The following is a 22304-nucleotide window of genomic DNA, read 5'->3' as shown; positions in this document are numbered from 1 at the left end:
ATCCTCTGGCCGAATCAGCGGCGATTTCCTATCGTTGGCGGGCAGTGATGGATCTGCTTTGACAACAAGGAAGTTTGATGACGACGCGACCTGTTTTGCTCATCCCGGGCATCTACAACTCGGGCCCCCAGCATTGGCAGTCATTGTGGCAAACCCGGCACGCGGGCGTGGCGCGGGTGGAGCAAGCAGACTGGGACCACCCCGACTGCGACACCTGGGTGCGCACACTCGACGACGCCATTGCCACATCGCCGCAGCCCCCCATCCTGGTCGCCCACAGCCTGGGCTGCCTGGTGGCGGTGCACTGGGCCGCACGCCACCCAAGGCCCGTGCATGCGCTGCTGCTGGTGGCCGTGCCGGACCCTGACGGGCCGAATTTCCCGGCCGACGCCCAAGGTTTTTCGCCACTGCCTGCCAAGCTACCCGCCCTGCCTACCCTGCCAAGACGGGTGCTGATGAGCAGCACCAGCGACCCGTATTCCACCCCTGGCTTTTCGGCGCAGTGCGCGCGTGCCTGGAACGCCGAGCACATGGTGCTGGGCGCGCGGGGCCACCTCAATGCCGACAGCGGCCTGGGCGACTGGCCGCAGGGGTGGGCGCAGGTGGCGCGCCGGCGCAGCGAGTGACGCCGGAGGCCCCCGCCCAGAGCCTCAGCTTCAACCGCCGATCGTTTGCGCCTGGTCCATCACGAGGTAGCGCTTGACCAGGTCAAAAAAGCTCTCGTAGAACGTGTCCTTGGAGATGGTCTCGCTGCCCACCTTGACCAGCGATTCGCTGCTGGCAGAAAAAGGCAGCGACACCGAGCCGATGGCGCCCACGCCCACGCTGGCCGAGTTGTTGGTCTTGCGCAGGGCGTAGGTGTCCTGCAGCGCCGTCACAAAGCCAAGGCTGACCTTGCCATCCGTGGCCTCGGGCACACACACCACGCGCACCACCATCTGCAGGTGCGATTCGGCTTCGGGCTGGAAGCTTTTTTTGCCCTCCACCAGCTCCGTCTGGTGGGTGGAGATGATGTAGCCCTGGCTCAGCAGTGCGCGGCGCGATGCCTCGCAGGTCTGCTGGGGTGTAGCGTCGAACAGGCGCGAGTAGGTTGCCACCGAGCCAAAACTCTCCTGCACCCCGAATGTCTTGGGCGTGGTTCCCACACAGCCCGCGAGCACAGCGGCCACGGCCACCCCCCCCACGGCAGCACCGGAGCGGAAGGTGAAACGGGTCGGGAAAAGACGGAAACGCAAGGGCGAGCACTCCTTCGGGGTCATCAAAATCATCCAAAAAAACGCCACTGCGGGGCATTCCGGGCGCGATGGGGCTCTGACGGCCTGCGCCGTGCCCGGTTCCCACGGATTCTAGAAAGGCTGGAGCCCGGCCCGGCCCAACGCCCTTGCCGGCCAAAGGGCTGAAAGCCCGGCGGCCCCGGCCCATCGCCCCCTGAGGTACCCCGTGCGCCCCGCTTTTTATCGCCCCGTGCTTCAAGGTATCAATTTGCAGCACCGGGCGGATGGCTGGCGCTGAATGCTACACTATTGATAGCTATAAGCGCTTGCAAATAAAGCGACAAGGGGCAATTTGATACAAAATCCAGCCCCCTGACCGCTCTGCAAGCGTTTCACCGTCCTTCCCCCCGTTTTTTCCTCTTCTTTTGCCGTGCCCCTTGCCTCATTGTTTTGCCTGGTCGTCGCCATCAGCGACGGCGACACCCTGACGGCGCGCTGCGGCGCGCCCGGCGCCTACCACCAGGTCAAGGTGCGCATCGCCGCCATCGACGCGCCCGAGTCGCGCCAGGCGTTCGGGCAGAAGTCGCGGCAGAACCTGGCACGCCTGTGCTTCAAGCAGCGCGCCGCGCTGCAACCGGTGGACGAAGACAGCTATGGCCGCACGGTGGCCAATGTGCGCTGCGGTGGCGCCGATGTGGCCACGGCCCAGGTGCGCGCGGGCCTGGCCTGGGTGTACACGCCCTATGCAGCCGCGCATCCGCACCTGGCACCGCTGCAGCGGCAGGCGCGCAGCGGCGGCGCGGGCCTGTGGTCGCAGCGGCGCCCACTGGCCCCGTGGGACTATCGGCACCGGCACAGCCAGCATTGACGACAGGCGGCTCCTGGAGAGTGGATCAGGTGCGCAGCAGTGCCAGCACCCCCTGGGGCATCTGGTTGGCCTGCACCACCATGGCGTTGCCCGCCTGCTGCAGGATTTGCTGGCGGGCCAGGCTGGCGGTCTCTACCGCGAAATCCGTGTCGACAATGCGCGAGCGGCTGGCGGACAGGTTTTCGCTGCCGATCTGCAGGTTGGCAATGGCCGACTCCAGGCGCGAGGACTGGGCGCCGATGACAGCGCGCTGGCTGTTCACGTAATCCAGCGCGCGGTCCACCGACACGATGGTCTGCGCGGCCGACGTGGTGACATCCAGCGTGTTGCGCAGCCCCATGGCCCCCAGGCCCACAGCGCCCACGCGGGTCTCGAGCGTCTGGTTGGCATTGGCGCCCACCTGGAACACCTTGGTGCTGATCGCGCTGCCAGAGGTCGCAATGTTTTCGTACGTCTCGGTAAAGCCCTGCAGCGCGTCTTTGCCCGAACGGCTGCCCTGGTTGGGGATGGCCGCCTTGGCATCGCGCACCATGCCACCGTCCACGTCGGCACCGCCAATGGCGCCGGTGTCGGCATTGTTCAAATCAAACGTGCCGATGAAGGCCGCACCGTTGAGCGCGAACTGCGCCAGCACATCCGCCCCGTTGGAAAAGGCCCCTGCCGATGCGGCGGCAATGGCGGCATCCAGCGTGGCGCCGGGGTTGTTGCCCATGTAGCTGAGCACGTCCTTGATGCCCGTCCCGCCCGCGGTCTTGATGCGGTCGTGCATGTAGCGCACCGCCGAATAGCTGGCCGAGTAGAACTCGCTGGTGTTGGTGGGCCCGCCAATGGCCGCCACCACGGCAGCCACGCCGAGGTTGGCCACGTCACCGCGCACGCGCTCGTCGGCGCCCTGGATGAACTCGGCCGAGCCTTCGGCAAACCACAGGTGGTTGCTGGTGATGTCCTGCCAGTGGGTGGACCGGGCCATCACGGCGTGCACCATTTCATGGCCGATGATGCGGTCGTTGTAGTACGGCGCGCTGCCGCCATTGGGCATGTTGGGCGGTACGAAGTCGGCCATGTCCACCTGCAGCACCAGGTTGTTGCCGCGCCCCTGCCCGTCAAAGCCGGTGACCTGCACATAGGCGGCCACGCCGCCCGCGTTGTCGGTGAAGCCGGTGTAGCGGATGTCCAGTGCCGCGCCATCCGCCTCGATGCCGTAGTAGCTGCGGATGAGGTTCTCGCTGCTCTCCAGCCAGCTGCCGGCACTGGTCAGGCCATCGAACACGGCCAGCAGGTTCTCGTCGCCCACAACGCTGGCCTCGGAGCGGTCGAACACGTCCATGCCATTGAACTGCGTGGTGCGCCCGGTGCGGTCGATCTCCTGCGCCAGCCGCGTGACCTCGGCCTGGATGGCCTGCCGGTCGGCCGCGCTGTTGGTGTCGTTGGCTGCCTGCACGGCCAGCTCACGGATGCGCTGCAGGCTGGCCGTGACGCTCTGCAAAGCTCCCTCGGCCGTCTGCATGAGCGACACGCCGTCGTTGGCATTGCGCACCGCCTGGTTGAGCCCCCGGATCTGCGAAGTGAACCGCTCGGAGATCGCCAGGCCCGCCGCGTCGTCCTTGGCACTGTTGATGCGCAAGCCCGAGGACAGGCGCTGCACGGTCGTGGCCATGTCGCTCTGCGCACCGCCAAGCCGGCGCTGCGCATTCAGCGACATCACATTGGTGTTGATCGTCAACGCCATGGCACGCCCCGGGGACTCCTGGTCAAAGTAGATGAATAAAGAGACAAACGGTAAAAACCGGGCGAAGCGGCACGCCCAGCCCCACGCAGCAGCAGCGCCCAGGCCGGAAACCCGCTTCTTCCTCTCTGCCTTATCGACGGGCCAGGGCAAAACCTGAAGGCCCGTTTCTGCGGGTCTTTCCCCAAGCGCTCAGCGTGCAGGCGGCACAACCGCTAGCATCCAAGGGTCTTTCCCATCTGGCCCCACAGCACGCGCTGCCCCGGGCCGAGCCCGCTCCGTTTTCATGACAGCCCCCCATTCCCCCCCTGCAGCACCCGATGCCGAGACCTCCAGCGTCTACGGCCACTCCGGCTTCGTTTCCTTTCTGATCGCCCGCGTGGTGGCCGTGGTGGCCACCCAGGTGCAGGCCGTGGTGGTGGCCTGGCAGGTGTATGACCTCACGCGCGAACCGCTGGCACTGGCCTATGTGGGCCTGGCGCAGTTCCTGCCCATGCTGTGCCTGCTGCTGCCAGCGGGCGACCTGATCGACCGCTTTGACCGCAGGCGCATCCTGGCGCTCGCCTGGTCGGTGGGCGCGGTGTGCAGTGCGTTGCTGTGGTGGCTGGCGGGCCATGGGGCCAGCGGCGTGGCGGGCATCTATGCGGTGCTGGTGCTGTACGGCTGCGCACGCGCTTTTTCGGGCCCGGCCATGCAGAGCCTGCTGCCGCAGATCGTGCCGCGCGGCCAGCTCGCGCAGGCCATTGCCGCCAACAGCATGCTGATGCGCGTGGCCAGCATTGGCGGGCCGTTGCTGGGCGGTCTGCTGTATGCGCTGGGCGGCGGCGAGCTGACCTATGCCGTGTGCTGTGCCTGTTTTGTGCTGGGCGTAGTGTTGCTGCTGCGCGTGGTAGTGGCGCACGCCACGGCGCCCGGCCCCGCGCAGGGCACGATGTGGCAGCGTTTTGGCGCGGGCATCACCTTCATCCGCACCCGGCCCATCATCCTGGGCACCATCTCGCTGGATCTGTTTGCCGTGCTGCTGGGTGGCGTGGTGGCCTTGCTGCCCATCTATGCGCAAGAAGTGCTGCACGTGGGCCCCGCCGGCCTGGGCGCACTGCGCAGTGCCATGGCCGTGGGTGAGGTGGGTGCGGGGCTGTACCTGAGCATGCGCCCCTTCAACCGCCATGTGGGGCGCACCATGTTCATCGCAGTGGCCGTGTTCGGCGTGGCCAATCTGGTGTTTGCGCTGTCCACACTGTTTTGGCTGTCGTTTGCGGCGCTGCTGGTGGCGGGCGCGGCCGACATGGTGAGCGTGTACATCCGGGGGGCGCTGGTGCAGTTCTCCACGCCCGACACCATGCGCGGGCGGGTGAATGCGGTGAACATGCTGTTCATCGGCTCGTCCAACGAACTGGGCGAGTTCCGCGCCGGTACCAGCGCGTCATGGTTTGGCGTGGTGCCCGCTGCCGTCGTGGGCGGCCTGTGCACGCTGGGGGTGGTGGGCGGCTGGATGCTGGCGTTCCAGACCCTGCGCAAGGTGGACCGTTTTGAAGAGGCCGCACAGGCCACGGGCGCAGCGCCATAGCACTGAAAACCTGTTCTAAGACGATCGTGCCTGGGGGTTTGGAGATACCCCTCGATACATCCTCCCTGGCGTTTGTGTCGCGCAGGTAAAACCCGCCGTGCGGGCTTGCATGCGGGTGGTGGCGGCGGCACCATGCGGACAGCCATTTGCCGGCTGCCCGCGAGGCTCCATGACCCCCACTTACCCACTGCACCTCCACCGCCGCACCCTGCTGCTCGGCCTGGCGGGTTGCGCCGTCTTTGGCGCCCCACTTGCCACACAAGCCGCGCCCCTCGCAGCCGCAGTGCCCAACACAACAGGCCCGGGCGCCTGGAGCGCGGCCGACGAACCCACCCTGGCACACCTGCTGGACCGCGTGACCTGGGGCTGCACCGCGTCGGGTACGCAGGCCCTGGGCGCTATGGGCATTGGCGCCTACCTGGCGGCACAACTGCGCCCCGGTGCCAACGCCGCACTGCCCCGCGAGGCCCAGGCGCAGATCGACGCCATGGCCATCTCGCGCACCCCCATTGAAACGCTGGCGGCCGATATGGACGCCCGCAACCGTGCGGCCAAGGCCAGGCCCACCGAGGACGAACGCAAGGCCGCGCTGAAGGACTGGCAACAGGACATGCGCGCCCTGCAGCAGGAAGCCGCTGCGCGTTTTGTGCTGCGCGCGCTGTATTCGCCCGCCCAGCTGCGCGAAAAGATGACCTGGTTCTGGATGAACCACTTCAACGTGTTCGCGGGCAAGGGCAGCCTGCGCGCACTGGTGGGCGACTACGAAGAGCGCGCCGTGCGCCCCCATGCGCTGGGCCGATTTCGCGACCTGCTGGGTGCCACCGTGCGCCACCCGGCCATGCTGCGCTACCTGGACAACGCACAGAACGCCGCCGGCCGCATCAACGAAAACTATGCCCGCGAGCTGATGGAGCTGCACACGCTGGGCGTGGACGGTGGCTACAGCCAGCAGGACGTGCAGGAGCTGGCGCGCGTGCTGACCGGCGTGGGCGTATCGCAGCGCCCGCCCGGCGAAGAGCCCCCGCGCATGAAGCCCGCACTGCGCCGCCACTACGTGCGCCAGGGGCTGTTTGAGTTCAACCCTCAGCGCCACGACTGGGACCCCAAGACACTGCTGGGCCAACCCTTGCGCGCCGAAGGCCTGGCCGAGGTGGACGAGGCGCTGGACCGCCTGGCGCGCGCCCCGGCCACCGCGCGCTTCATCACACGCAAGATCGCGCTCTTTTTGGTGGGTGATAACCCGCCCCCTGCGCTGCTGCAGGCACTGGCCCGCAGCTTTGAACGCACCGATGGCGACATTGCTGCCGTGCTGGAGACGCTCTTCAACACCCCAGACTTTCGCGCATCGCTGGGCCAGCGTTTTCGCGACCCGGTGCACTACGTGCTGGCGGGCCTGCGCCTGGCGCACGGCGACGCTGTACTGCCCGGCACCGAGCCTGCGTTGGGCTGGCTGCAGCGCCTGGCCGAGCCCCTGTATGGCCGCGCCACGCCCGACGGCTACCCGCTGGACGCTGCGGCATGGAAGGGCTCGGGACAGATGTCCACCAGGTTCGAGATCGCACGCGCCATCGGTGCCGGGGTGGCCACCACCCCCATGCCCACCCCGCGCGAGAAGGAGATGAGGATGGCCGAGCAGTCCGCATCGCAGCGCACGCCCCCGCCGCTGGCGCAGAGTGCCTATGTGCGCGCCCTGCAGTCCACCTGGTCGGCCGCCACGCGCAATGCGCTGGCACAGGCGGCGTCGCCGCGCGAGTGGAACTTGCTGTTCCTCGCATCTCCGGAATTCATGCACGGCTGAGGAGATCACGATGCAACGCAGACACCTTCTTCAAGCCCTGGGCGCCAGCGCCCTCGGCGTGTACAGCGCCAGCGCGATGGCTGCCCCCCGCGCCCAGGACGCGCGCTTTCTGCTCGTGTTCCTGCGCGGTGGCTATGACTGCGCCAGCTTGCTTGTGCCCACGGCCAGCAGCTACTACTACGAGACGCGCCCGAACATCGCCATCGCCCGACCCGGGCAGGACGGCGGCGCGCTGGAGCTCACGGCCGACTGGGGCCTGCACCCTGCGCTGGCTCCATCGTTGCTGCCGCTGTACCAAAAGCGCCAGCTGGCCTTTGTGCCGTTTGCGGGCACGGACGACCTCTCGCGCAGCCACTTCGATACTCAGGACAGCATGGAGCTGGGCCAGCCGCTGGGCGGTCGGCGCGACTTCCGATCGGGCTTTCTGAACCGGCTGGTGGCCGAGCTGAACCCGCGCGCAGGCTCAGATTCCACCGCCACCGCAGCAGCAGGCGACGAACGCTTGGCGCGCCTGCTGCAGGCCGTACAGCCCATGGCCTTTACCAGCACCCTGCCGCTGGTGCTGCGCGGCGCGGTGGATGTGCCCAACACGGCGCTCAGTGCGGGCGCAGGGCGAACCGGCGTGGATGCGCGGCAGGCCGAACTCATCGAATCCATGTACCGAGGCACGGCGCTGGCCACGCCTGTGAACGAAGGTTTTGCCACCCGCGATGAGGTGGCCCGCACCATGCAGGGCGAGATGGAGGCGGCCAGCCGCAACGCGCTCTCCACCAAAGGCTTCGAGGGCACGGCCCGGCGCATGGCGCGGCTGATGCAGACGCGCTACCAGCTAGGGTTTGTGGACGTGGGCGGCTGGGACACCCATGTGGCGCAGGGTGCGGCCACGGGGCCGCTGGCCAACCGTTTTGAGGAACTGGGCCGGGGCCTGGCCGGCTTTGCCGACGAGATGGGCCCGGCGTGGAAATCCACCGTGGTCGTGGTGGTCAGCGAGTTCGGCCGCACCTTCCGCGAGAACGGAAACCGGGGCACCGACCACGGCCACGGCACCGTGTTCTGGGTGCTGGGCGGCGGCGTGGGCGGCGGGCGCATTGTGGGCGAACAGCAGGCGCTCACCGCCAGCACGCTCTTTCAGAACCGCGACTACCCGGTGCTCAACGACTACCGCAGCGTGCTGGGCGGGCTGTTCGCGCGGATGTATGGGCTGAACGCCGCCGCCGTGGCGCGGGTGTTTCCGGGAACGAAGGGCGCGGATCTTCGGCTTGTGTAGCCACACCCCAGCGCCCTACCTTCGATAGCTATATTTTTAATAGCCATCAGCGCTTATTCATCAATCGCCCACAGCCATTTCTACTCAAATTTTCGCCCCGGCTTCAGGCATTGAAGGTGCCGGTCAGCAGTTCAGGCAGGCGCTCGACCTTCATCTTGAAACCGCAGGCCTGCGCATGGCCACCGCCACCCATGCTTTCGGCCAGCGCGATGCAGTCAAAGTTGCGCTGTGCGCGCAGCCCCACCTTCACGCCCTTGTCGCCCGCGCTCCACATCAGCGCAAAGGTGCCGGTCTTGGCCGAGAGGATGTCGCCCACCAGGCTGTGGAACATGCCAGGTGCGTTCACCATCAGCCCGGTGATACCGTTGAACACCAGCGGCTGCGCGCCTTCGGCAATATCGGCGCAGAGCTTGCGGTACTTCTCATCCATCGCCGCACCACGCGCCATGAACAGGGTGAGCTGCTCGGGCGTGAAGGCTGCAATCTCGCGCCAGCGGGCAAAGCCCTGCTCTTCCATGTCGAGGGCGGAAAGGAACGCCGCGCTCTCGGCAAATTCCCACTTCCAGATGTCGCGGTCTTCCACGTACTTGAACAGCGCGGGCATGGGCTCGTGCGGGTGAAAGAACTCCCACGCCAGGCGCGCGCCCGACTTGCTCATGTCGAAGTGCACCACACCGCAGCGGCAGGCAAAGCCTGTGAGCTTTTCGGCGGCGCTCTTGTGGTGGTCCAGCATCACGAGCTTGGCGGCGCGCTCGTCGATGGCGGTCATCACCTCGGTGGCAAAAGAGAAGTCCAGGATGTAGACCGCGCGGCCTTGCACGGGCGGCAGGTCGTCCACGGACTTGACATCGCCGTGGTCGAGCCCCACGTACTCGGCCTGGTCGCCGTAGTACAACCATGCGGCCAGCGCCGCGCCAAAACCATCGGGGCAGTTGCGCCCGTGGTAGAGGATGAGCGGCTGGGGATCGTTCTTGTCGGGGGCAACCAGCAGTTGCAGAGGGAGGATGGTTTTCTTCGTCATGGCCTGCAATTGTCGCCGGGGTGGTGGCGCACTGCGAGCGCTATATGACCAAAGTAGCCGCCTGCCCGCCTGGGAACCAAGCCCGCCCGCTTTGCCTCCACCCTCCATCACCTCGCTTTTGCCACCAGGCCACCACCATGTTCCAGACCCTCAAAGACCTGCTCGACAGCCTGATGCAGCCCAACGCAGCCCCATCCAGCGAGGAGCGCGCCCACGCCGTGCAACTGGCCGCTGCAGTGCTACTGGTGGAGGTGGTGCGGTTTGATGCCGCCATGGACGACGCCGAGCGCACCGCCATGGTGACAGCCCTGCGCAGCAAATTTGCGCTGAGCGACGATGAACTGGAGCGCCTGCTGGAGCTGGCCGTGACCACATCCAAGACTGCCTACGACTACCAGCGCTTTACCAGCAGCCTGAACGAGCACTTCACGCAGCCACAGAAAGTGCAATTGGTCGAGGCCATGTGGCAGGTGGCGTACGCCGACGCCCACATCGACGCCAACGAGAACCACACCATCAGCAAAGTGGCGGGCCTGCTGCATGTGACGCATGGTGAATACATCGCGGCCAAGATGAGAGCGAAGGAAGCAGCACGCCTTTGAAGACTGCGAAGAGCCACAAGCGGCGGGTAGACAGTCTTGACATCCAAAGGCCGCGATCAGTATCTTCATTGCCATGAAAACAATGAAGCTGGTTGAAGTCGAAGGCGCGTTGCTGGCAGTGGAGTACGAGGCAAATCATGGCGGTACAGCCACTCCGGTTCTTTTCTTGCACGCCAACGTCGCGGATCGACGCATGTGGCAAGGGCAATGGGACTGGTTGGCAACCTCCCATCCTGTCATCAGCTACGACCGCCGGGGCTTTGGAGAGTCACACACCTTGAACCCCACGCCACACTCTCATGTGGCAGACCTTTGGAAAGTGATGGACTCTTTGGGATATGACCGTGCCGTGCTGGTCGGCTGTTCCATGGGTGGGCGTGTCGCCATTGACGCCGCACTGGCTCAACCGGACAGAGTCAGGGGCCTGGTGGTTGTCGCGCCCGGAGTCAGTGGTGCGCCAGTCCCCCAACACTGCGATTCAGTGAACGCCCTAATGAACGCAATAAGCGCTGCTGCGCATCAGGGTGATCTGGACACCAAAAACGAGCTTCAGGCGCGTCTTTGGCTGGACGGCCCCTTGAGCCCACCGGGGCGAGTAGAAGGGGCGATTCGGCAACTTTTTCTGTCGATGAACGGATCCGCCTTGCGGGCGGCACATCCTGGTATGGCATCCGAAGAACCTTCGGCATGGGAGCAACTGGAAGCGATCAAGCCCCCCGCCCTCGTGATGTGGGGAGACCTTGACCTGCCGCACTTGCAGGAGAGATGCAAGCTGCTCGCGCACCGCATACCTGCGGCGCAAAGCATGGTGCTTCGAGCCACAGCGCATTTGCCGGCGCTGGAAGACCCGCAGCAATTCAACGCAGCTTTGGGACGATATCTTGGAAGCTTCTAGCTGTCGGGTCGGGTTTGTCCAGGCTTCTCGTACATCAGCCGCTGCACGCAGATCGAAGAGCCTCTGGAAGCTTTCGACCATTCACAGACACCGCTACACCGGCAGCCAGCGCCACCAGAACGGCTTACGCTCTTCTCGGGCGCCCCTGGCCTGCAGCAGCGCAATGAACTCGCTGCGCTGGTAACGTCGGGCCGCCTGCAGGGGCGTCATGTCATCAAAGTCGGACTTGAGCTCTGGGTCCGCCCCATGCGCCAGCAGGTAGTGCGCGATCTCGTTGTGGCCGTGGATGAGGCTGGCCACCAGCGGCGTGCACAAAATCTCGGGATGCTGGTAGTTGGGGTTGACGCCAGCGCTGATGTGGTGGCACACCAGCGCCAGGTCGCCCGCCACGGCGGCGGCATACATGTCTTTCCAGTCTCCTGCCGACATGGGGTCTCCTTGTTTTGTTTTTCGGTTTGGCGAAGAGTGCAGCGCGGGTCGATGCACATGCACCCAGGCCAGGGGGCTCCACGGTAAACCGTCGGCATTCTGGCACGCCCTGGCGCATGGCTGGTGGCGCAGAGAACTACTGCACCCGGCCCAGCTGCTACACCGCTGCCATGGCCCTTTCGCGTTCGGCGGCGGACAGCACACGCACCGCCACCACGGGCACGCCAGCGGCTGTGAAGAAAGGTGTGCGGCGGTAGCTGCCATTGAAACGCGCTGCGGCAATGCGGGGCATGAAGCCCAGCAGCGCCTTCAGCTGGCTCCAGCCCGTGCGGGGCGGCGTGCCCTTGGCGCTGGCGGTCTCCAGGTGCATCTGCACTGGCACAAACGCAGGCGCAAGCGGTGCGCCGCCCGCGCGCAGGCACAGATGGACCAGGCCCACATAGGGCATGCGCCAGTCGCGCCCCGTATTGGCCAAGGGGGTGTTGCAGCAGCGCGCATACCAGCGCAGCAATCCCGCCTCAGACAGCGACACGCAGGCCAGCTGGTCGGTGCCACTGGTGAAAGACACGTTGCGGGCATGCGTGCCCACCACCTCGGTGCCGGCCAGAGCGTCCAGCACCGCGTCGGGCTGCCCCAGATGGTGGGCATAGGCCTGGCAGTCCCGGCAATAACAGATGGCGTGGATGGCGGAGCGCGTGTCGGCCACTTCGCCGACGACCTTGGCACACTGGCATTGAAAGCGATGGATCATGAAGCCCCCTCTGGTGGACCGGGAGCTTATCGCCCCTGCTGCCAGAATCTGTCAGCAGTGTGCAGACCAAGCCATGCGGGCGCCCTGCCCTCCGCCGTGTAGTAAAAACGATGCCCCCGATAAGCCCCAGCCCCCCGGCATCGGCCATGCCGTCGTGCGGTTGGGCCTCCGTCCGTAGTTTCTCGCGTCATTTTTTCTCTCTTCTTCCATGCCTCCTCTGCACATTCTCTGGCGCGATGAGCACCTGGTGGCCGTCTACAAGCCTGCGGGCTGGCTGGTGCACCGCACAGGGCTGGACGCGGGCGAAACACGGTTTGTGATGCAGACCCTGCGCGACCAGCTGGGCCAGCATGTGTACCCCGTGCACCGACTCGACAAGGGCACCTGCGGCGTGCTGGTGATGGCGCTGCACAGCGACTCGGCGCGAGCGCTGTCGCAGGCCTTTGAGCACGGCGCCACGCACAAGCGCTACCTGGCCATGGTGCGCGGCTGGGCGCCCGGGGTCATCGAGGTGGACCACGCCTTGAAGCCCGACGATGCCCCGGCCGATGCGGCCGTGCAGGAGGCCCACACGCGCTTTCGGCGCCTGGCGCAGCTCACGCTCGACGAGGCCAGCGATGTGCGTTTTGCTACCACCCGCGCCTCGCTGGTCGAGGCGATCCCCACCACCGGGCGGCGCCACCAGATCCGGCGCCACCTCAAGCACCTGGCGCATCCCATCCTGGGCGACGCGACACACGGCAAAGGCCCCCTCAACCGCTGGTGGGCCGAGCGGCTGGGGCAGCAAAGGCTGTGGCTGCATGCATGGCAGCTGACGGTGCCGCACCCGGTGTCGGGGGTGGTCATGACCTTCGACAGCGGGCTGCCATGGCCAGGGCTTGCTGGATGGGGTGCCGGGAAAACCACTGCAGAGGATACAAACACCAGCCCCAGCGCCGACTGGCAACGCCTGTTTGAACGGTTGCCATGGGAAGAGACACTGGGGACGCCCGGAGCACCGTAACCCGGGCGACACGGCGACCCCACGCCCGTCGAAATAATGGGCTCTCCAAAAAACAGGAGACTCCGTTCATGACCCCACCCGCCACCAACCGCGTCCTCGCCCACACCGGCGCGCGCTACCCCATCATCCAGGCGCCCATGGGCTGGATCGCGCGCACGCAGCTGGCCTCGGCGGTGTCCCGCGCGGGCGGGCTGGGCATCATCGAGACGTCCTCCGGCGAGACGGCCAACTGCCAGGCCGAGATCACGAAGATGAGCGCGCTCGGCCTGCCGTTTGGCGTGAACCTGCCCATCCGTTTTCTGAAAGACGACGCCATGCTGCGTTTTGTCTGCGCATCGGGCGTGAAGTTTGTGACCACCTCGGCGGGCAGCCCGGCCAAGTTCATCGCGCCGCTCAAGGATGCGGGCATCACCGTGTACCACGCGGTGCCCACGGTGGATACCGCGCTCAGGTGTGTGGACGCAGGCATCGACGGCCTGGTGGTCGAAGGTGGTGAAGGCGGCGGCTTCAAGAACCCCGAAGAGGTCTCCACCCTGGTGCTGCTGCAGGCCATCCGCGCGCGGGTGGATGTGCCGCTGGTTGCGGCCGGTGGCATCTGCGACGGGCGCGGCATGGCGGCGGCTTTTGCGCTGGGGGCCGAGGCGGTACAGATGGGCACAAGGTTTGTGAGCTGCGCCGAAAGCCCCGTGCACGCCAACTACAAGAACGCCATCGTCGATGCGGGCGTGACCGGCACCTGGATGCTCAACACCAAGGCCAGCCCCTGTATCCGCGCGCTCAAGTCGCAGCGCACCCAGGCCATCCACGAGGCAGGCCTCATGCCCGCCGATAGCTTTGCGGGCATCCAGCGCGTGTACTTTGAGGGCGACATGGAGGCCGCGCCTGCGCTGGCGGGGCAGACCGCCGGTCTCATCGACTCCGTCAAGACGGCCCAGCAGATCATTGAAGAGACGGTGGCAGAGTTCTTTGCGATCAGCCAGCGCATGGGCGCCTTGGCCGCAGCGCGGTCGTTTGGCTGAAGGCCACCGCGGCGCGCAACGGACTGAGCCTGCGGCCTAAGCCGCCTTGGCCCCCAGCGCGCGCATGCGCGCCTTCCACTTGGCAACCCCATCGTCGCCCAGTTGCTCCACGCTGCCCACCAGCGTCTCGTGCACTGGCGCAATGCCCACAAAGCCCAGGATATTGCGCTCCAGCGACTTCACGCTGTGCGCGCGGAAGTACCAGCGGTAGACCAGCGCTGGCATACCCATGGTGACCACCACCCGGGCACTGCGGCCGGTGAGCCCCTTGCGGCCAAAGGGGTTGCTGCCTTCGGTGTTGAAGGCAAACCCGGGCCGCGCCACCTGCTCCAGAAAGCCCTTGAGCAAGGCCGGCATGTCACCCAGCCACAGCGGAAAAAACAGCACGATGTGCTGCGCCCAGCCGATGTCCGCCTGCGCAGGCTTGAGCACGGCGGGCAGCAGGCCCAGCTCCCACTCGTGTTGGCTGCGCAGCAGCGCAAAGTCGATGGCGGCCACCTCGATCTCGCGCACCTCATGGCCCGCCGCGATGGCCCCTTGCGCATAGGCCTGCGCCAGCGCGTGGCACAGGTGGGGCGCACTCGCGTCCGGGTGGCCCTGGATCAGAACAATGCACTTGGGCGTCATGGCAAACACTCCTCACGGAACCACGCCCGCCGGTAGCGGCGGCCGCTGCGGGGCACCAGTGCAAATCGTGACACGCGCCACCCCGGGGCGCAAGCGCCCAGCAGGTGCCCCACCCGCAGAAACGGGCGGGGGAAGCGCTGGAGGGACGGGGCCACGGACTGCAATCCTCAGATGCTTCACTTTTGATAGCTATCAGCGCTTTCCCATCAAGCGCCAGGTGCCATTTTTTATCAAAACCTGGCGCCCACATGCCACCAGGCACATCGTGGGCAGCGTCGGCACTGTCCTACCCCCGCGCTCGCCCGCCACCGGTAGACGCTGCCGCGCCGGAGCAGCACAGTCGCAGGGCAGCACTGTTGCTGCGCCCCCTCCTCCGCTGGACTCCCCGCCATGCCACCACACGCGCACCGCTCTCTGAGCACACCGCCCCCCCTTGCCACAACGCCGGTCACCGGGTGCAAGGAACATGGCCATGGCTGACCTCTGGCACCAGATCACCAGCACCGTGGCCTCGGAATTCTCGGACGTGCCCGATGCGGAGCAGGCCACGCGCATCGTGGTGCGCCTGGCCATGGCAGCGCTGCTGGGCGGGCTGCTGGGTTGGGAGCGCGAACACGCCGGCAAGGCAGCCGGCGTACGCACCCACATGCTGGTGGCCATGGGCGCGGCCCTGTTCGTGCTGGTGGCGCAGCAGGCCGGCATTGAAGCGGCGGACAACAGCCGCGTGCTGCAGGGCATCATTGCGGGCGTGGGGTTTCTGGGCGCGGGCACCATCCTCAAGGGCGATGCCGAAAGCCAGGTCAAGGGCCTGACCACGGCCGCAGGCATCTGGCTCACGGCCGCCATCGGCGTCGCCGCCGGGCTGGGCCGCGAAGCCACGGCCGTGCTGAGCACGGTGCTGGCGCTGGTGGTGCTGTGGGCCATACCGATGCTGCACGACAAGGTGAGCCGCAACGCGGCCAACCACAAGTCGGACTGATCCAGGCCGAGCCGAGCTGAGGCAGCCCGCTGGCGCGGGCTGCGCTACACTTTTTGGCCCACCGACCCCCTGGCTGCGGCGCAGGCCCACGCGCCGCAGGCAGACACCTCCCGTCATCCCATGCACAGTCTTCCAGCGCAGCACCGCTGCCTTGGCGGCGCAGCCCCTGCGCCGTTTACCATCCTGCCACCCGCCACAGCCTGCAGCCTTCCTGCGGCGGTACAACCATGACGCGGACGAGCGACTCCGAGGCTCAGCCTGCGGCATCTGCAGCCGCGACCGCGACCACAACTGCGACTGCGACGGCCACCACAGCGCAGGCGGCAGCCTCGGCCAACCTGCGCGGCATCGTGGCCATGGTCGCGGCGGTGGGGTGTTTTTCGTTGATGGACGCCCTGCTCAAGACCCTGTCGGCCAGCTACCCGGCCATGCAGGTGGCGGCGTTGCGTGGCTGGGCTGCGTTACCGCTGGTGGCGCTGTATGTGCTGTGGCGCGGCGAGGTGAGGAGCTTGCTCAAAGTGCGCTGGCCGCTGCACCTGCTGCGTGGCGTGCTCAACGTGACCATGCTGGGCCTGTTCACCTACGCGCTCAAAGAGCTGGGCCTGGCCGAGGCCTACACGCTGTTCTTCATCGCGCCACTGCTGATCACGGCGCTGTCGACCGTGGTGCTGCGCGAGAAGGTGCGCGCCGCGCACTGGGTGGCGATTGCGCTGGGCATGGTGGGCGTGGTGGTGGCCCTGCGGCCCAGCCAGGAGGCCTTTTTCACGCTGGGCGCGCTGGCGGTGCTGGGCGCGGCGTGTGGGTATGCCGTGTCGGCCATCACGGGGCGCGTGCTCAGCCGCACGGACTCCAGCGCCAGCCTGGTTTTCTGGACCACAGCCTTCCTGGCGCTGGGTGCGGGCACGCTGGCCTGGCCCAATTGGGTGGGTGTGGCGCAGGCGCACTGGCCGCTGGTGGCGGGCCTGGCGGTCACGGGGTTTCTGGGGCAGCTGGCGATCACCGAGGCGTTCCGGCACGGGCAGGCATCGGTGGTGGCGCCATTTGAATACACAGCCCTGGCCTGGGGCATGGGGCTCGACTGGGTGTTGTGGCAGGCCGTGCCGGGGGTTTCCACATTGCTGGGTGGCGCGATCATCATCGGCAGCGGGCTGTATCTGGTGCGGCAGGAGCGGACGCAGGCGGTGGTGCCTCCATAAGGTGAAGCTCCCCCTGAGTCGCCTTCGGCGCCTTCCCCGTCTCTCGCTGCGCGGGAGGGGGACGCCACCGGTGGCCTGGCACAGCCAGTTCCACGGTGGCACTGGCCTGGGCCGTGCCAGTTTCATGCGCTGAGCCAAGGACAACGACGACCTCGCAGGTGGCGGCACCTGCCCGCGCCGTCGCACGGCATGGTCTTACACCCCGGTGCGCGTGCGCGCAGTGCAATGGAAGCTCCATCACATCGGCACCGCCGCAAAGGATTTCGCCATGACCCAGCACGCCACCATTGCAGGCCACGTCACCTACACCCCGGGTGACGGAGCCCCCCTGACCATTCCGAAAGGCCCCGTGGAGCTGGAGCCTTCCAAAGACAGCACCACCCTGAGCTGGACTGCCGACAACGATGCCGTCGGCTCCGCCGCGATTCCGAAGGACCAGTTCAACCAGTACGTTCGCGACGGGAAAATCCGTCTGCAGGACAGTCGGTGAGCCCCACAGTGCGGCAGCACCGGATACTATGAAATTGATAGCTGTTAGCGCTTTATGATAAAGCGCTAGAGCCCTATTTCATTCAAAAAACACGATGCACGCCGAAGACATCCTTCATTTCTGGTTCGAAGAACTCACCCCCGCCCAGCACTTCGCACAAGAGGACGCCATCGACGCGATGATCCGTGTCCGCTTCGGCGCCACCTGGGAAGCGGCGCGGCGGTGCGAGTTGTGGAGCTGGCGCAGCACACCCCAGGGCCGCCTGGCGGAAATCCTGGTGCTGGACCAGTTCTCGCGCAACATCCACCGGGGCTCGCCGCTCGCATTTGCGCAGGACACCCAGGCGCTGGCCCTGGCGCAGGAACTGGTGGCCGGGCAGCATGACACGGCACTGGCCCCCGCCGAACGCGCCTTTGCCTACATGCCCTACATGCACAGCGAGTCGCTGGTGGTGCACGCCCAGGCGATGGTGCTATTTGACCAGCCGGGGCTCGAAAACAACCTGAAGTTCGAGGTGCTGCACCGCGACATCATTGCGCGCTTCGGGCGCTACCCGCACCGCAACGTGGTGCTGGGGCGCACGTCCACCGCGCAGGAGATTGCCTTCCTCGCGCAGCCCGGATCGTCCTTCTAAGCTTGCCGGTGATTGCCGGTCAGATCGGCCGGGTCAGATACACCGCTTCGCGGCCCACGATGGGTTCGCGGGTGGGCATCAGCACCGTGCAGTCGTCGCACAGCGCGCGGATTTCGTGCGGGCCATCGGTGGCGATGAGTTCGCCCTGGGCAAACACCTCAAAGCCCTGCACAGGCCGCGTGAAGCGAAAGTCCGGCGTGCGCACCATGCAGGTCTCCAGCAGTTCATAGCGGCGCTGTGGGCCTGGCGCGGGGCGGTTAGCAGCGGCTTCGACCAGACCGAAGTGCGCCAGAAAATCCAGCGCCACGGCCGTGGCCACGTCGGCCGCCGACTGGCGGAAATGCTGGCCACACTCCACCACCAAAGCCACCCCCTCGCTCTCCGCCAGCCCATGGCGGCCATGCTGGATGAGCGGCGTGCCCGAGCCGAGTCCGCTGGGCATCACCAGGTGCACGGGCGGGTGGCCGATGGCCAGCGCCACCTGGGCATTGCGCGGATAAGCGGGGTACACCCAGAAAGGCTGCACGTCCTGGCTGGTGGAGTGGATGTCCAGAATGTGGTCGGCCGCAGCCACCACCGGGCGCAGCACCCGTGCGCGGTCCAGCTCCGGGCTTGCGGCCGTGCCGTCCAGCTCACCGGCGGACCAGATGCGGTTGAGGTTGTGCACCAGCTGGCGGCTTTCAAACGGGCGGGTCGGGTCAAACGATGCATACGCCGCCACGTTGGCAAAGCTGATGGTCAGCGTGCCGATGCGCGGGCGCACGCCCGTGTCCAGCAGATGCGTGGCCGCCACCATGCCGCAGATTTCGTTGCCATGCGTGAGTGCATTGATGAGCACGTGGGGGCCTGGCTGGCCCGATTCAAAACGGTGCACGTAGTCGATACCCACATTGCCCTGGCGGTAGGCAGACAGGTCACGGGGAAGCACTTCAAAGACGGGAGAGTTTTGCGTCATGGATGGCAACTAATAAGACAACACATCATTCTCTGCGCAAAGCAAAAACCACATGGCGCGCGGTGTACGATGCCCCGCCCGTTGTCCCCTCGCCCCGACACACCATGCCCACTGCCCGACTTTGCCCGCTGGCCGACGTGGCCGCCCGACTGCCTGCCGACAGCTGGATCGCCCAGCGCCTTGCAGAGGACCCGGACGCGCTGGCCACGGAAACCGTGCTCTGCATCACGGGCGATGTGCAGGTGCCCGAGCTGCACCTGGATGCGCCCCTGGCCAGTGGCAGCCCGCTGCGGGCACTGCTGCAGGGCGGCAACAACACCAACCAAGCTCCCACGGGCCAGCCCTTTCTGATCCTGATCGAAGGGCACCTGCAGATCGACGGCGCGCTCACCTGCGACGACACCGATGGCGCCACGCACCTGGTCGTGCTGGGCGATGCGCGCATGCACAACGCCGTGGTGGGCGGCCAGCTGTTTTATGTGCAGGGCGCGCTGCAGGTGGCCGACCTCCTGTGGGGCCACTACAACCATGGCGGGCTCACCGTCCGTGGTGGGCTCACCGCGCGGGTGGTGTTGTTCTCTGATGAATACCACGTGGACATCACCGGGCCCGAGCAGGTGGAGTTCCTCATGGACGAGGTGCGCAGCGTGCCGCACCTTGCGGAGTTCGCAAGCGAGATCGCGGGCATCGTGTTCGCGCCCGAGTTCCATGACCCCAGCGGCGACGGAGAGAGCGGCATCAGCGGCATGCTCAGCCGCCCCCGCGTGGTGGCCGCCGTGCGTGCGGGCGAGAACGCCACGCGCAGCAACGCCGAGATCCACGCCACCCTGCCACTGGAGGCAGGCCTGTTTGCCGATGAGGCGATCAGCGTGCACAACATCCTCGCCGCAGTGCGTACACCCGTGATCGGACCCAAGGAGCACACGGCCACCGGGTGGTTTCAGCAGACCGATTTTTCGCTGTGCCAGCGGCATGTGGACGCTGATGGCGACCAGCGCGATGACAACGTGTTCATCACCGTCTGGAAGACCTGGGACTTCTACCTGTCGGTGGCGCAGGTGCCCGAACGCCAGGGGCTGCTGGCACGCCTGGCCGCCGCCGTGCTGGGCCGCAAAGTGCCGACCAACGCGCAGCTCACGCTGGTGCACCGCGCCTACAGCGACGGCGAGCCCGGCGAGTGGCTGCCCCTGGCGCCCGACACCGCCCCCGAGGCGTGGCGGGCCTGCACAAAGGCCTGGCGCGGCGTGTTGGACTACCTGCGCAAGGCCGTGGGCCAGCACCGCGCCCGCTACCCGCTGTACCAGCGCCTGCTGGCCGAGTTGACCGCAGAACGCATCGAAGACTTCACCAGCCTGCCCGTGTTCACCGAGCGCTACAACGACTGGTGGGACAGCGACCGCAACGGCTGGTGGGAGGGCGATGTGTGGGTGGGCGCGCGCCAGCCCTGCATGCACGAAGGCGAGCCTTGGGGCCGCGCCCTCAAGCTCAGCTGGGAAAACGGCGACGAAGCCCCCGGCGACGAAGACGACAACGCCCACAGCGCCTACCAGATCAACGTGGAAGCCGCGCTGGAAGGGCCTGCAGTGGTGGAGTTCACCTACGCCCAGCGCCAGAGCGATGCCCGCAGCACCCTGCCGCGCAGCGCCGCTGACCACATAACGCGGCTTCTGCGTTTTTACGGTGCGGTCCAATCGCGCGTGCGCGCCCAGCACGAACAGGAGCAGGCCCGCCAGGCCGAGGCGCGGCGCATTGAAGCCGCCGTGCACCTGCTGGCCACGCCCCCGCTGGCGACCGACCTGCCCGACGCAGCGGTCTTCCCCGTGGAACTGATGACCCTGTCCGACCAATGGCAGGCCAACGGGCAAGGCTATGTAGCCGCCATTCGCACCCACCAGCTAGCCCGGGATGCGGCCGAGGCGCAAAAGAACAGCGGCGCCAACCCAGCAGACGGCGACAGTGAAGGCAATACCGAAGACGGGGGCGAAGAAGGTAGCGAAGAAGAAAACGAAGACAGCGACCTGCCCTCCGACCCGCGCAAGGCGGCGGCCGCCACAGTGCTGCAACTGGCCCGCGTGGTCAACACCCACGCCGACGAAGACCTGGCCGACCGCTTTCGCCAGCGCTTTGCGTTTGCCCCCGATGCTTTCGTGCGGCGCGCCGCTGATGCGGGCTGCTTCATCGGCCCGGTGTTCGCGCTGGAGGACGGCCGCGTGCTGGCGCGCATCGGCGCCCCCTACGACGATGCCGCCCACTGGGTGGCACTGCAGGGCCTGCGGCACACCCCCCTGCCTGCGCTGCACGGCCTGGGCCGCTCACCCAACCGGCGCTGCTTTGCGCAAAGCGACGGCCAGCACATCACCACCCACGACGGTTTTGACGGCCCCGTGATCGCCCGGTTTGCACTGCCCCAGGGCAACGAAGGACTGCCACCCCACGTGGAGGGTTCGCCGGGCCCGCTGGGCCAGCGCTGCGACGAGCTCATCCCCTTCAACGACGGCCAGCGCGTGCTGCTGCGCAACCCCACGGGCATCTACCTCCTGGCCCGCCAGGGCAGTGGGGGCAGCCCCAGCGTGCAGCGCCTGCACCCCCAGACCTTCGACGAAGACGGTCCCTACACCTGGCCCAAGAACCAGCAGGAAGAATCGGTGAACGGCACCGAGGTCACGGTGCTGGCGCTCGACATGCTGCACATGGCCCTGTCACCGGACGAGCGCCACATCGCCGTGGGCGACCAGGACAGCCAGCACATCCTGCTCGATGCGCAGGGCTCTGTGGTGGCCGAATACGAAACGCTGTCGTCCTACCCGCACCACGCCACCTTCTCGCACGACAGCGCGCGCCTGTTCGCCAACTCCTGTCACCTGTATTGGGGCAGCACCCGCTCGATCCCCATCGGCGGGGCGCCGGAAGATGCTGCGGACGAGGACGCCCCGCCACTCGACGAACGCTGCCGCGTCTACGCCTCGGCCACCCTGCCCGGCATGGTGGTGCTGGGCGATGCCGACGGCTACCTGCACGCCCTTAGCGAGGACGGGCACCCGCTGTGGCGCCACCACATCGGCAGCACCATCAGCGCCATGGACATATCGCCCGACGGCAGCACGCTGTGGGCCACCAGCTACGGCGGCTACCTGGTGCGCCTGGAGCGCGTGGAGACGGGGATGGACCCGTATTCCATCGGTACGTCGCCGCATGCGGAGGTGCGGCGGTGGATTTTCTGGAGTGATGAAGCGGCGCCGTTGTGTTGGTAGCGAATGCGGCAA

At 66.9% G+C, this 22304-nt stretch carries 21 protein-coding genes; 14 read left to right on the top strand and 7 right to left on the bottom strand.

Annotated elements, in window-relative coordinates; all coding sequences use genetic code 11:
- Positions 1 to 77 precede the first annotated feature (77 nt).
- Positions 78 to 626 carry an RBBP9/YdeN family alpha/beta hydrolase gene (locus ARADN35_RS0106520; protein ID WP_010460320.1) on the top strand — a complete coding sequence of 183 codons (549 nt, stop codon included), beginning with the start codon at positions 78 to 80 and terminating at the stop codon, positions 624 to 626.
- Positions 627 to 656: 30 nt separating this feature from the next.
- On the opposite strand, the gene ARADN35_RS0106515 is transcribed toward ARADN35_RS0106520, so the two are convergent.
- Positions 657 to 1259, bottom strand: a complete 603-nt coding sequence (locus tag ARADN35_RS0106515; protein ID WP_029413546.1) for a DUF2242 domain-containing protein — start codon at positions 1257 to 1259, stop codon at positions 657 to 659.
- A 385-nt stretch (positions 1260 to 1644) separates the two neighbouring features.
- On the opposite strand from ARADN35_RS0106515, the gene ARADN35_RS0106510 reads away from it, so the two are divergent.
- Positions 1645 to 2082 (top strand): thermonuclease family protein, encoded by a 438-nt coding sequence (locus ARADN35_RS0106510; protein WP_029413543.1) that lies wholly within the window; start codon positions 1645 to 1647, stop codon positions 2080 to 2082.
- A 25-nt stretch (positions 2083 to 2107) separates the two neighbouring features.
- Here ARADN35_RS0106510 and ARADN35_RS0106505 read toward each other — a convergent pair whose 3' ends face one another.
- Entirely contained in the window at positions 2108 to 3811 is a 1704-nt protein-coding gene (locus tag ARADN35_RS0106505; protein WP_010460313.1) for a flagellinolysin, read from the bottom strand.
- A 283-nt stretch (positions 3812 to 4094) separates the two neighbouring features.
- Here ARADN35_RS0106505 and ARADN35_RS0106500 point away from each other — a divergent pair, with 283 nt between their 5' ends.
- From ARADN35_RS0106500 to ARADN35_RS0106490, 3 genes are all read left to right on the top strand, one after another.
- Complete coding sequence (locus ARADN35_RS0106500; protein WP_010460311.1) at positions 4095 to 5375, top strand: MFS transporter; 1281 nt, start codon at positions 4095 to 4097, stop codon at positions 5373 to 5375.
- 169 nt (positions 5376 to 5544) lie between these two features.
- Positions 5545 to 7173, top strand: a complete 1629-nt coding sequence (locus tag ARADN35_RS0106495) for a DUF1800 domain-containing protein (protein ID WP_010460309.1) — start codon at positions 5545 to 5547, stop codon at positions 7171 to 7173.
- A gap of 10 nt (positions 7174 to 7183) precedes the next feature.
- Positions 7184 to 8440: a DUF1501 domain-containing protein gene (locus tag ARADN35_RS0106490; protein WP_010460307.1), complete on the top strand. Its 1257-nt coding sequence runs from the start codon at positions 7184 to 7186 to the stop codon at positions 8438 to 8440.
- Between the two features lie 103 nt (positions 8441 to 8543).
- Here the strand turns inward: ARADN35_RS0106490 and ARADN35_RS0106485 are convergent, their stop codons facing one another.
- The gene (locus ARADN35_RS0106485; protein ID WP_010460305.1) at positions 8544 to 9461 is read right to left on the bottom strand and encodes a DHH family phosphoesterase; all 918 of its coding nucleotides are present in this window, start codon (positions 9459 to 9461) and stop codon (positions 8544 to 8546) included.
- Positions 9462 to 9598: 137 nt separating this feature from the next.
- Between ARADN35_RS0106485 and ARADN35_RS0106475 the strand changes: the two genes are divergently transcribed.
- On the top strand, positions 9599 to 10063 hold the full coding sequence (locus ARADN35_RS0106475) for a tellurite resistance TerB family protein (protein ID WP_010460303.1): 465 nt from the start codon (positions 9599 to 9601) through the stop codon (positions 10061 to 10063).
- 73 nt (positions 10064 to 10136) lie between these two features.
- Positions 10137 to 10958, top strand: a complete 822-nt coding sequence (locus ARADN35_RS0106470) for an alpha/beta fold hydrolase (RefSeq protein ID WP_244265853.1) — start codon at positions 10137 to 10139, stop codon at positions 10956 to 10958.
- Between the two features lie 93 nt (positions 10959 to 11051).
- Here ARADN35_RS0106470 and ARADN35_RS0106465 read toward each other — a convergent pair whose 3' ends face one another.
- Together ARADN35_RS0106465 and ARADN35_RS0106460 are read right to left on the bottom strand one after the other, a co-directional pair.
- Entirely contained in the window at positions 11052 to 11387 is a 336-nt protein-coding gene (locus ARADN35_RS0106465; protein ID WP_010460299.1) for an ankyrin repeat domain-containing protein, read from the bottom strand.
- A 157-nt stretch (positions 11388 to 11544) separates the two neighbouring features.
- Positions 11545 to 12138: a DUF6151 family protein gene (locus tag ARADN35_RS0106460; RefSeq protein WP_010460297.1), complete on the bottom strand. Its 594-nt coding sequence runs from the start codon at positions 12136 to 12138 to the stop codon at positions 11545 to 11547.
- Positions 12139 to 12346: 208 nt separating this feature from the next.
- Between ARADN35_RS0106460 and ARADN35_RS0106455 the strand changes: the two genes are divergently transcribed.
- Both ARADN35_RS0106455 and ARADN35_RS0106450 read left to right on the top strand, forming a co-directional pair.
- Entirely contained in the window at positions 12347 to 13141 is a 795-nt protein-coding gene (locus tag ARADN35_RS0106455) for a pseudouridine synthase (protein ID WP_010460295.1), read from the top strand.
- Positions 13142 to 13209: 68 nt separating this feature from the next.
- Complete coding sequence (locus ARADN35_RS0106450) at positions 13210 to 14160, top strand: NAD(P)H-dependent flavin oxidoreductase (RefSeq protein WP_010460293.1); 951 nt, start codon at positions 13210 to 13212, stop codon at positions 14158 to 14160.
- Positions 14161 to 14196: 36 nt separating this feature from the next.
- On the opposite strand, the gene ARADN35_RS0106445 is transcribed toward ARADN35_RS0106450, so the two are convergent.
- Positions 14197 to 14787: an NAD(P)H-dependent oxidoreductase gene (locus ARADN35_RS0106445; protein ID WP_010460291.1), complete on the bottom strand. Its 591-nt coding sequence runs from the start codon at positions 14785 to 14787 to the stop codon at positions 14197 to 14199.
- A 472-nt stretch (positions 14788 to 15259) separates the two neighbouring features.
- On the opposite strand from ARADN35_RS0106445, the gene ARADN35_RS0106440 reads away from it, so the two are divergent.
- The 4 genes from ARADN35_RS0106440 to ARADN35_RS0106425 all read left to right on the top strand — a co-directional run bounded on the left by ARADN35_RS0106440 (position 15260) and on the right by ARADN35_RS0106425 (position 18086).
- Positions 15260 to 15766: an MgtC/SapB family protein gene (locus ARADN35_RS0106440; RefSeq protein ID WP_029413539.1), complete on the top strand. Its 507-nt coding sequence runs from the start codon at positions 15260 to 15262 to the stop codon at positions 15764 to 15766.
- A gap of 227 nt (positions 15767 to 15993) precedes the next feature.
- Positions 15994 to 16962, top strand: a complete 969-nt coding sequence (locus ARADN35_RS0106435; RefSeq protein ID WP_010460287.1) for a DMT family transporter — start codon at positions 15994 to 15996, stop codon at positions 16960 to 16962.
- A 268-nt stretch (positions 16963 to 17230) separates the two neighbouring features.
- Positions 17231 to 17452, top strand: coding sequence for a hypothetical protein (locus ARADN35_RS0106430; protein ID WP_010460285.1), 222 nt, complete (start codon positions 17231 to 17233; stop codon positions 17450 to 17452).
- Between the two features lie 94 nt (positions 17453 to 17546).
- The gene (locus ARADN35_RS0106425; protein WP_010460282.1) at positions 17547 to 18086 is read left to right on the top strand and encodes a DUF924 family protein; all 540 of its coding nucleotides are present in this window, start codon (positions 17547 to 17549) and stop codon (positions 18084 to 18086) included.
- Between the two features lie 19 nt (positions 18087 to 18105).
- On the opposite strand, the gene ARADN35_RS0106420 is transcribed toward ARADN35_RS0106425, so the two are convergent.
- A complete protein-coding gene (locus tag ARADN35_RS0106420) occupies positions 18106 to 19041 on the bottom strand; it encodes a M14 family metallopeptidase (RefSeq protein ID WP_010460280.1) in 936 nt (311 codons plus the stop codon).
- Positions 19042 to 19145: 104 nt separating this feature from the next.
- Between ARADN35_RS0106420 and ARADN35_RS26910 the strand changes: the two genes are divergently transcribed.
- Entirely contained in the window at positions 19146 to 22292 is a 3147-nt protein-coding gene (locus ARADN35_RS26910) for a hypothetical protein (protein WP_010460278.1), read from the top strand.
- Positions 22293 to 22304 lie beyond the last annotated feature (12 nt).

This window comes from Acidovorax radicis N35, assembly GCF_000204195.1.
GTDB lineage: Bacteria > Pseudomonadota > Gammaproteobacteria > Burkholderiales > Burkholderiaceae_C > Acidovorax > Acidovorax radicis.
This window is presented reverse-complemented; position numbering and strand designations above follow the sequence as displayed.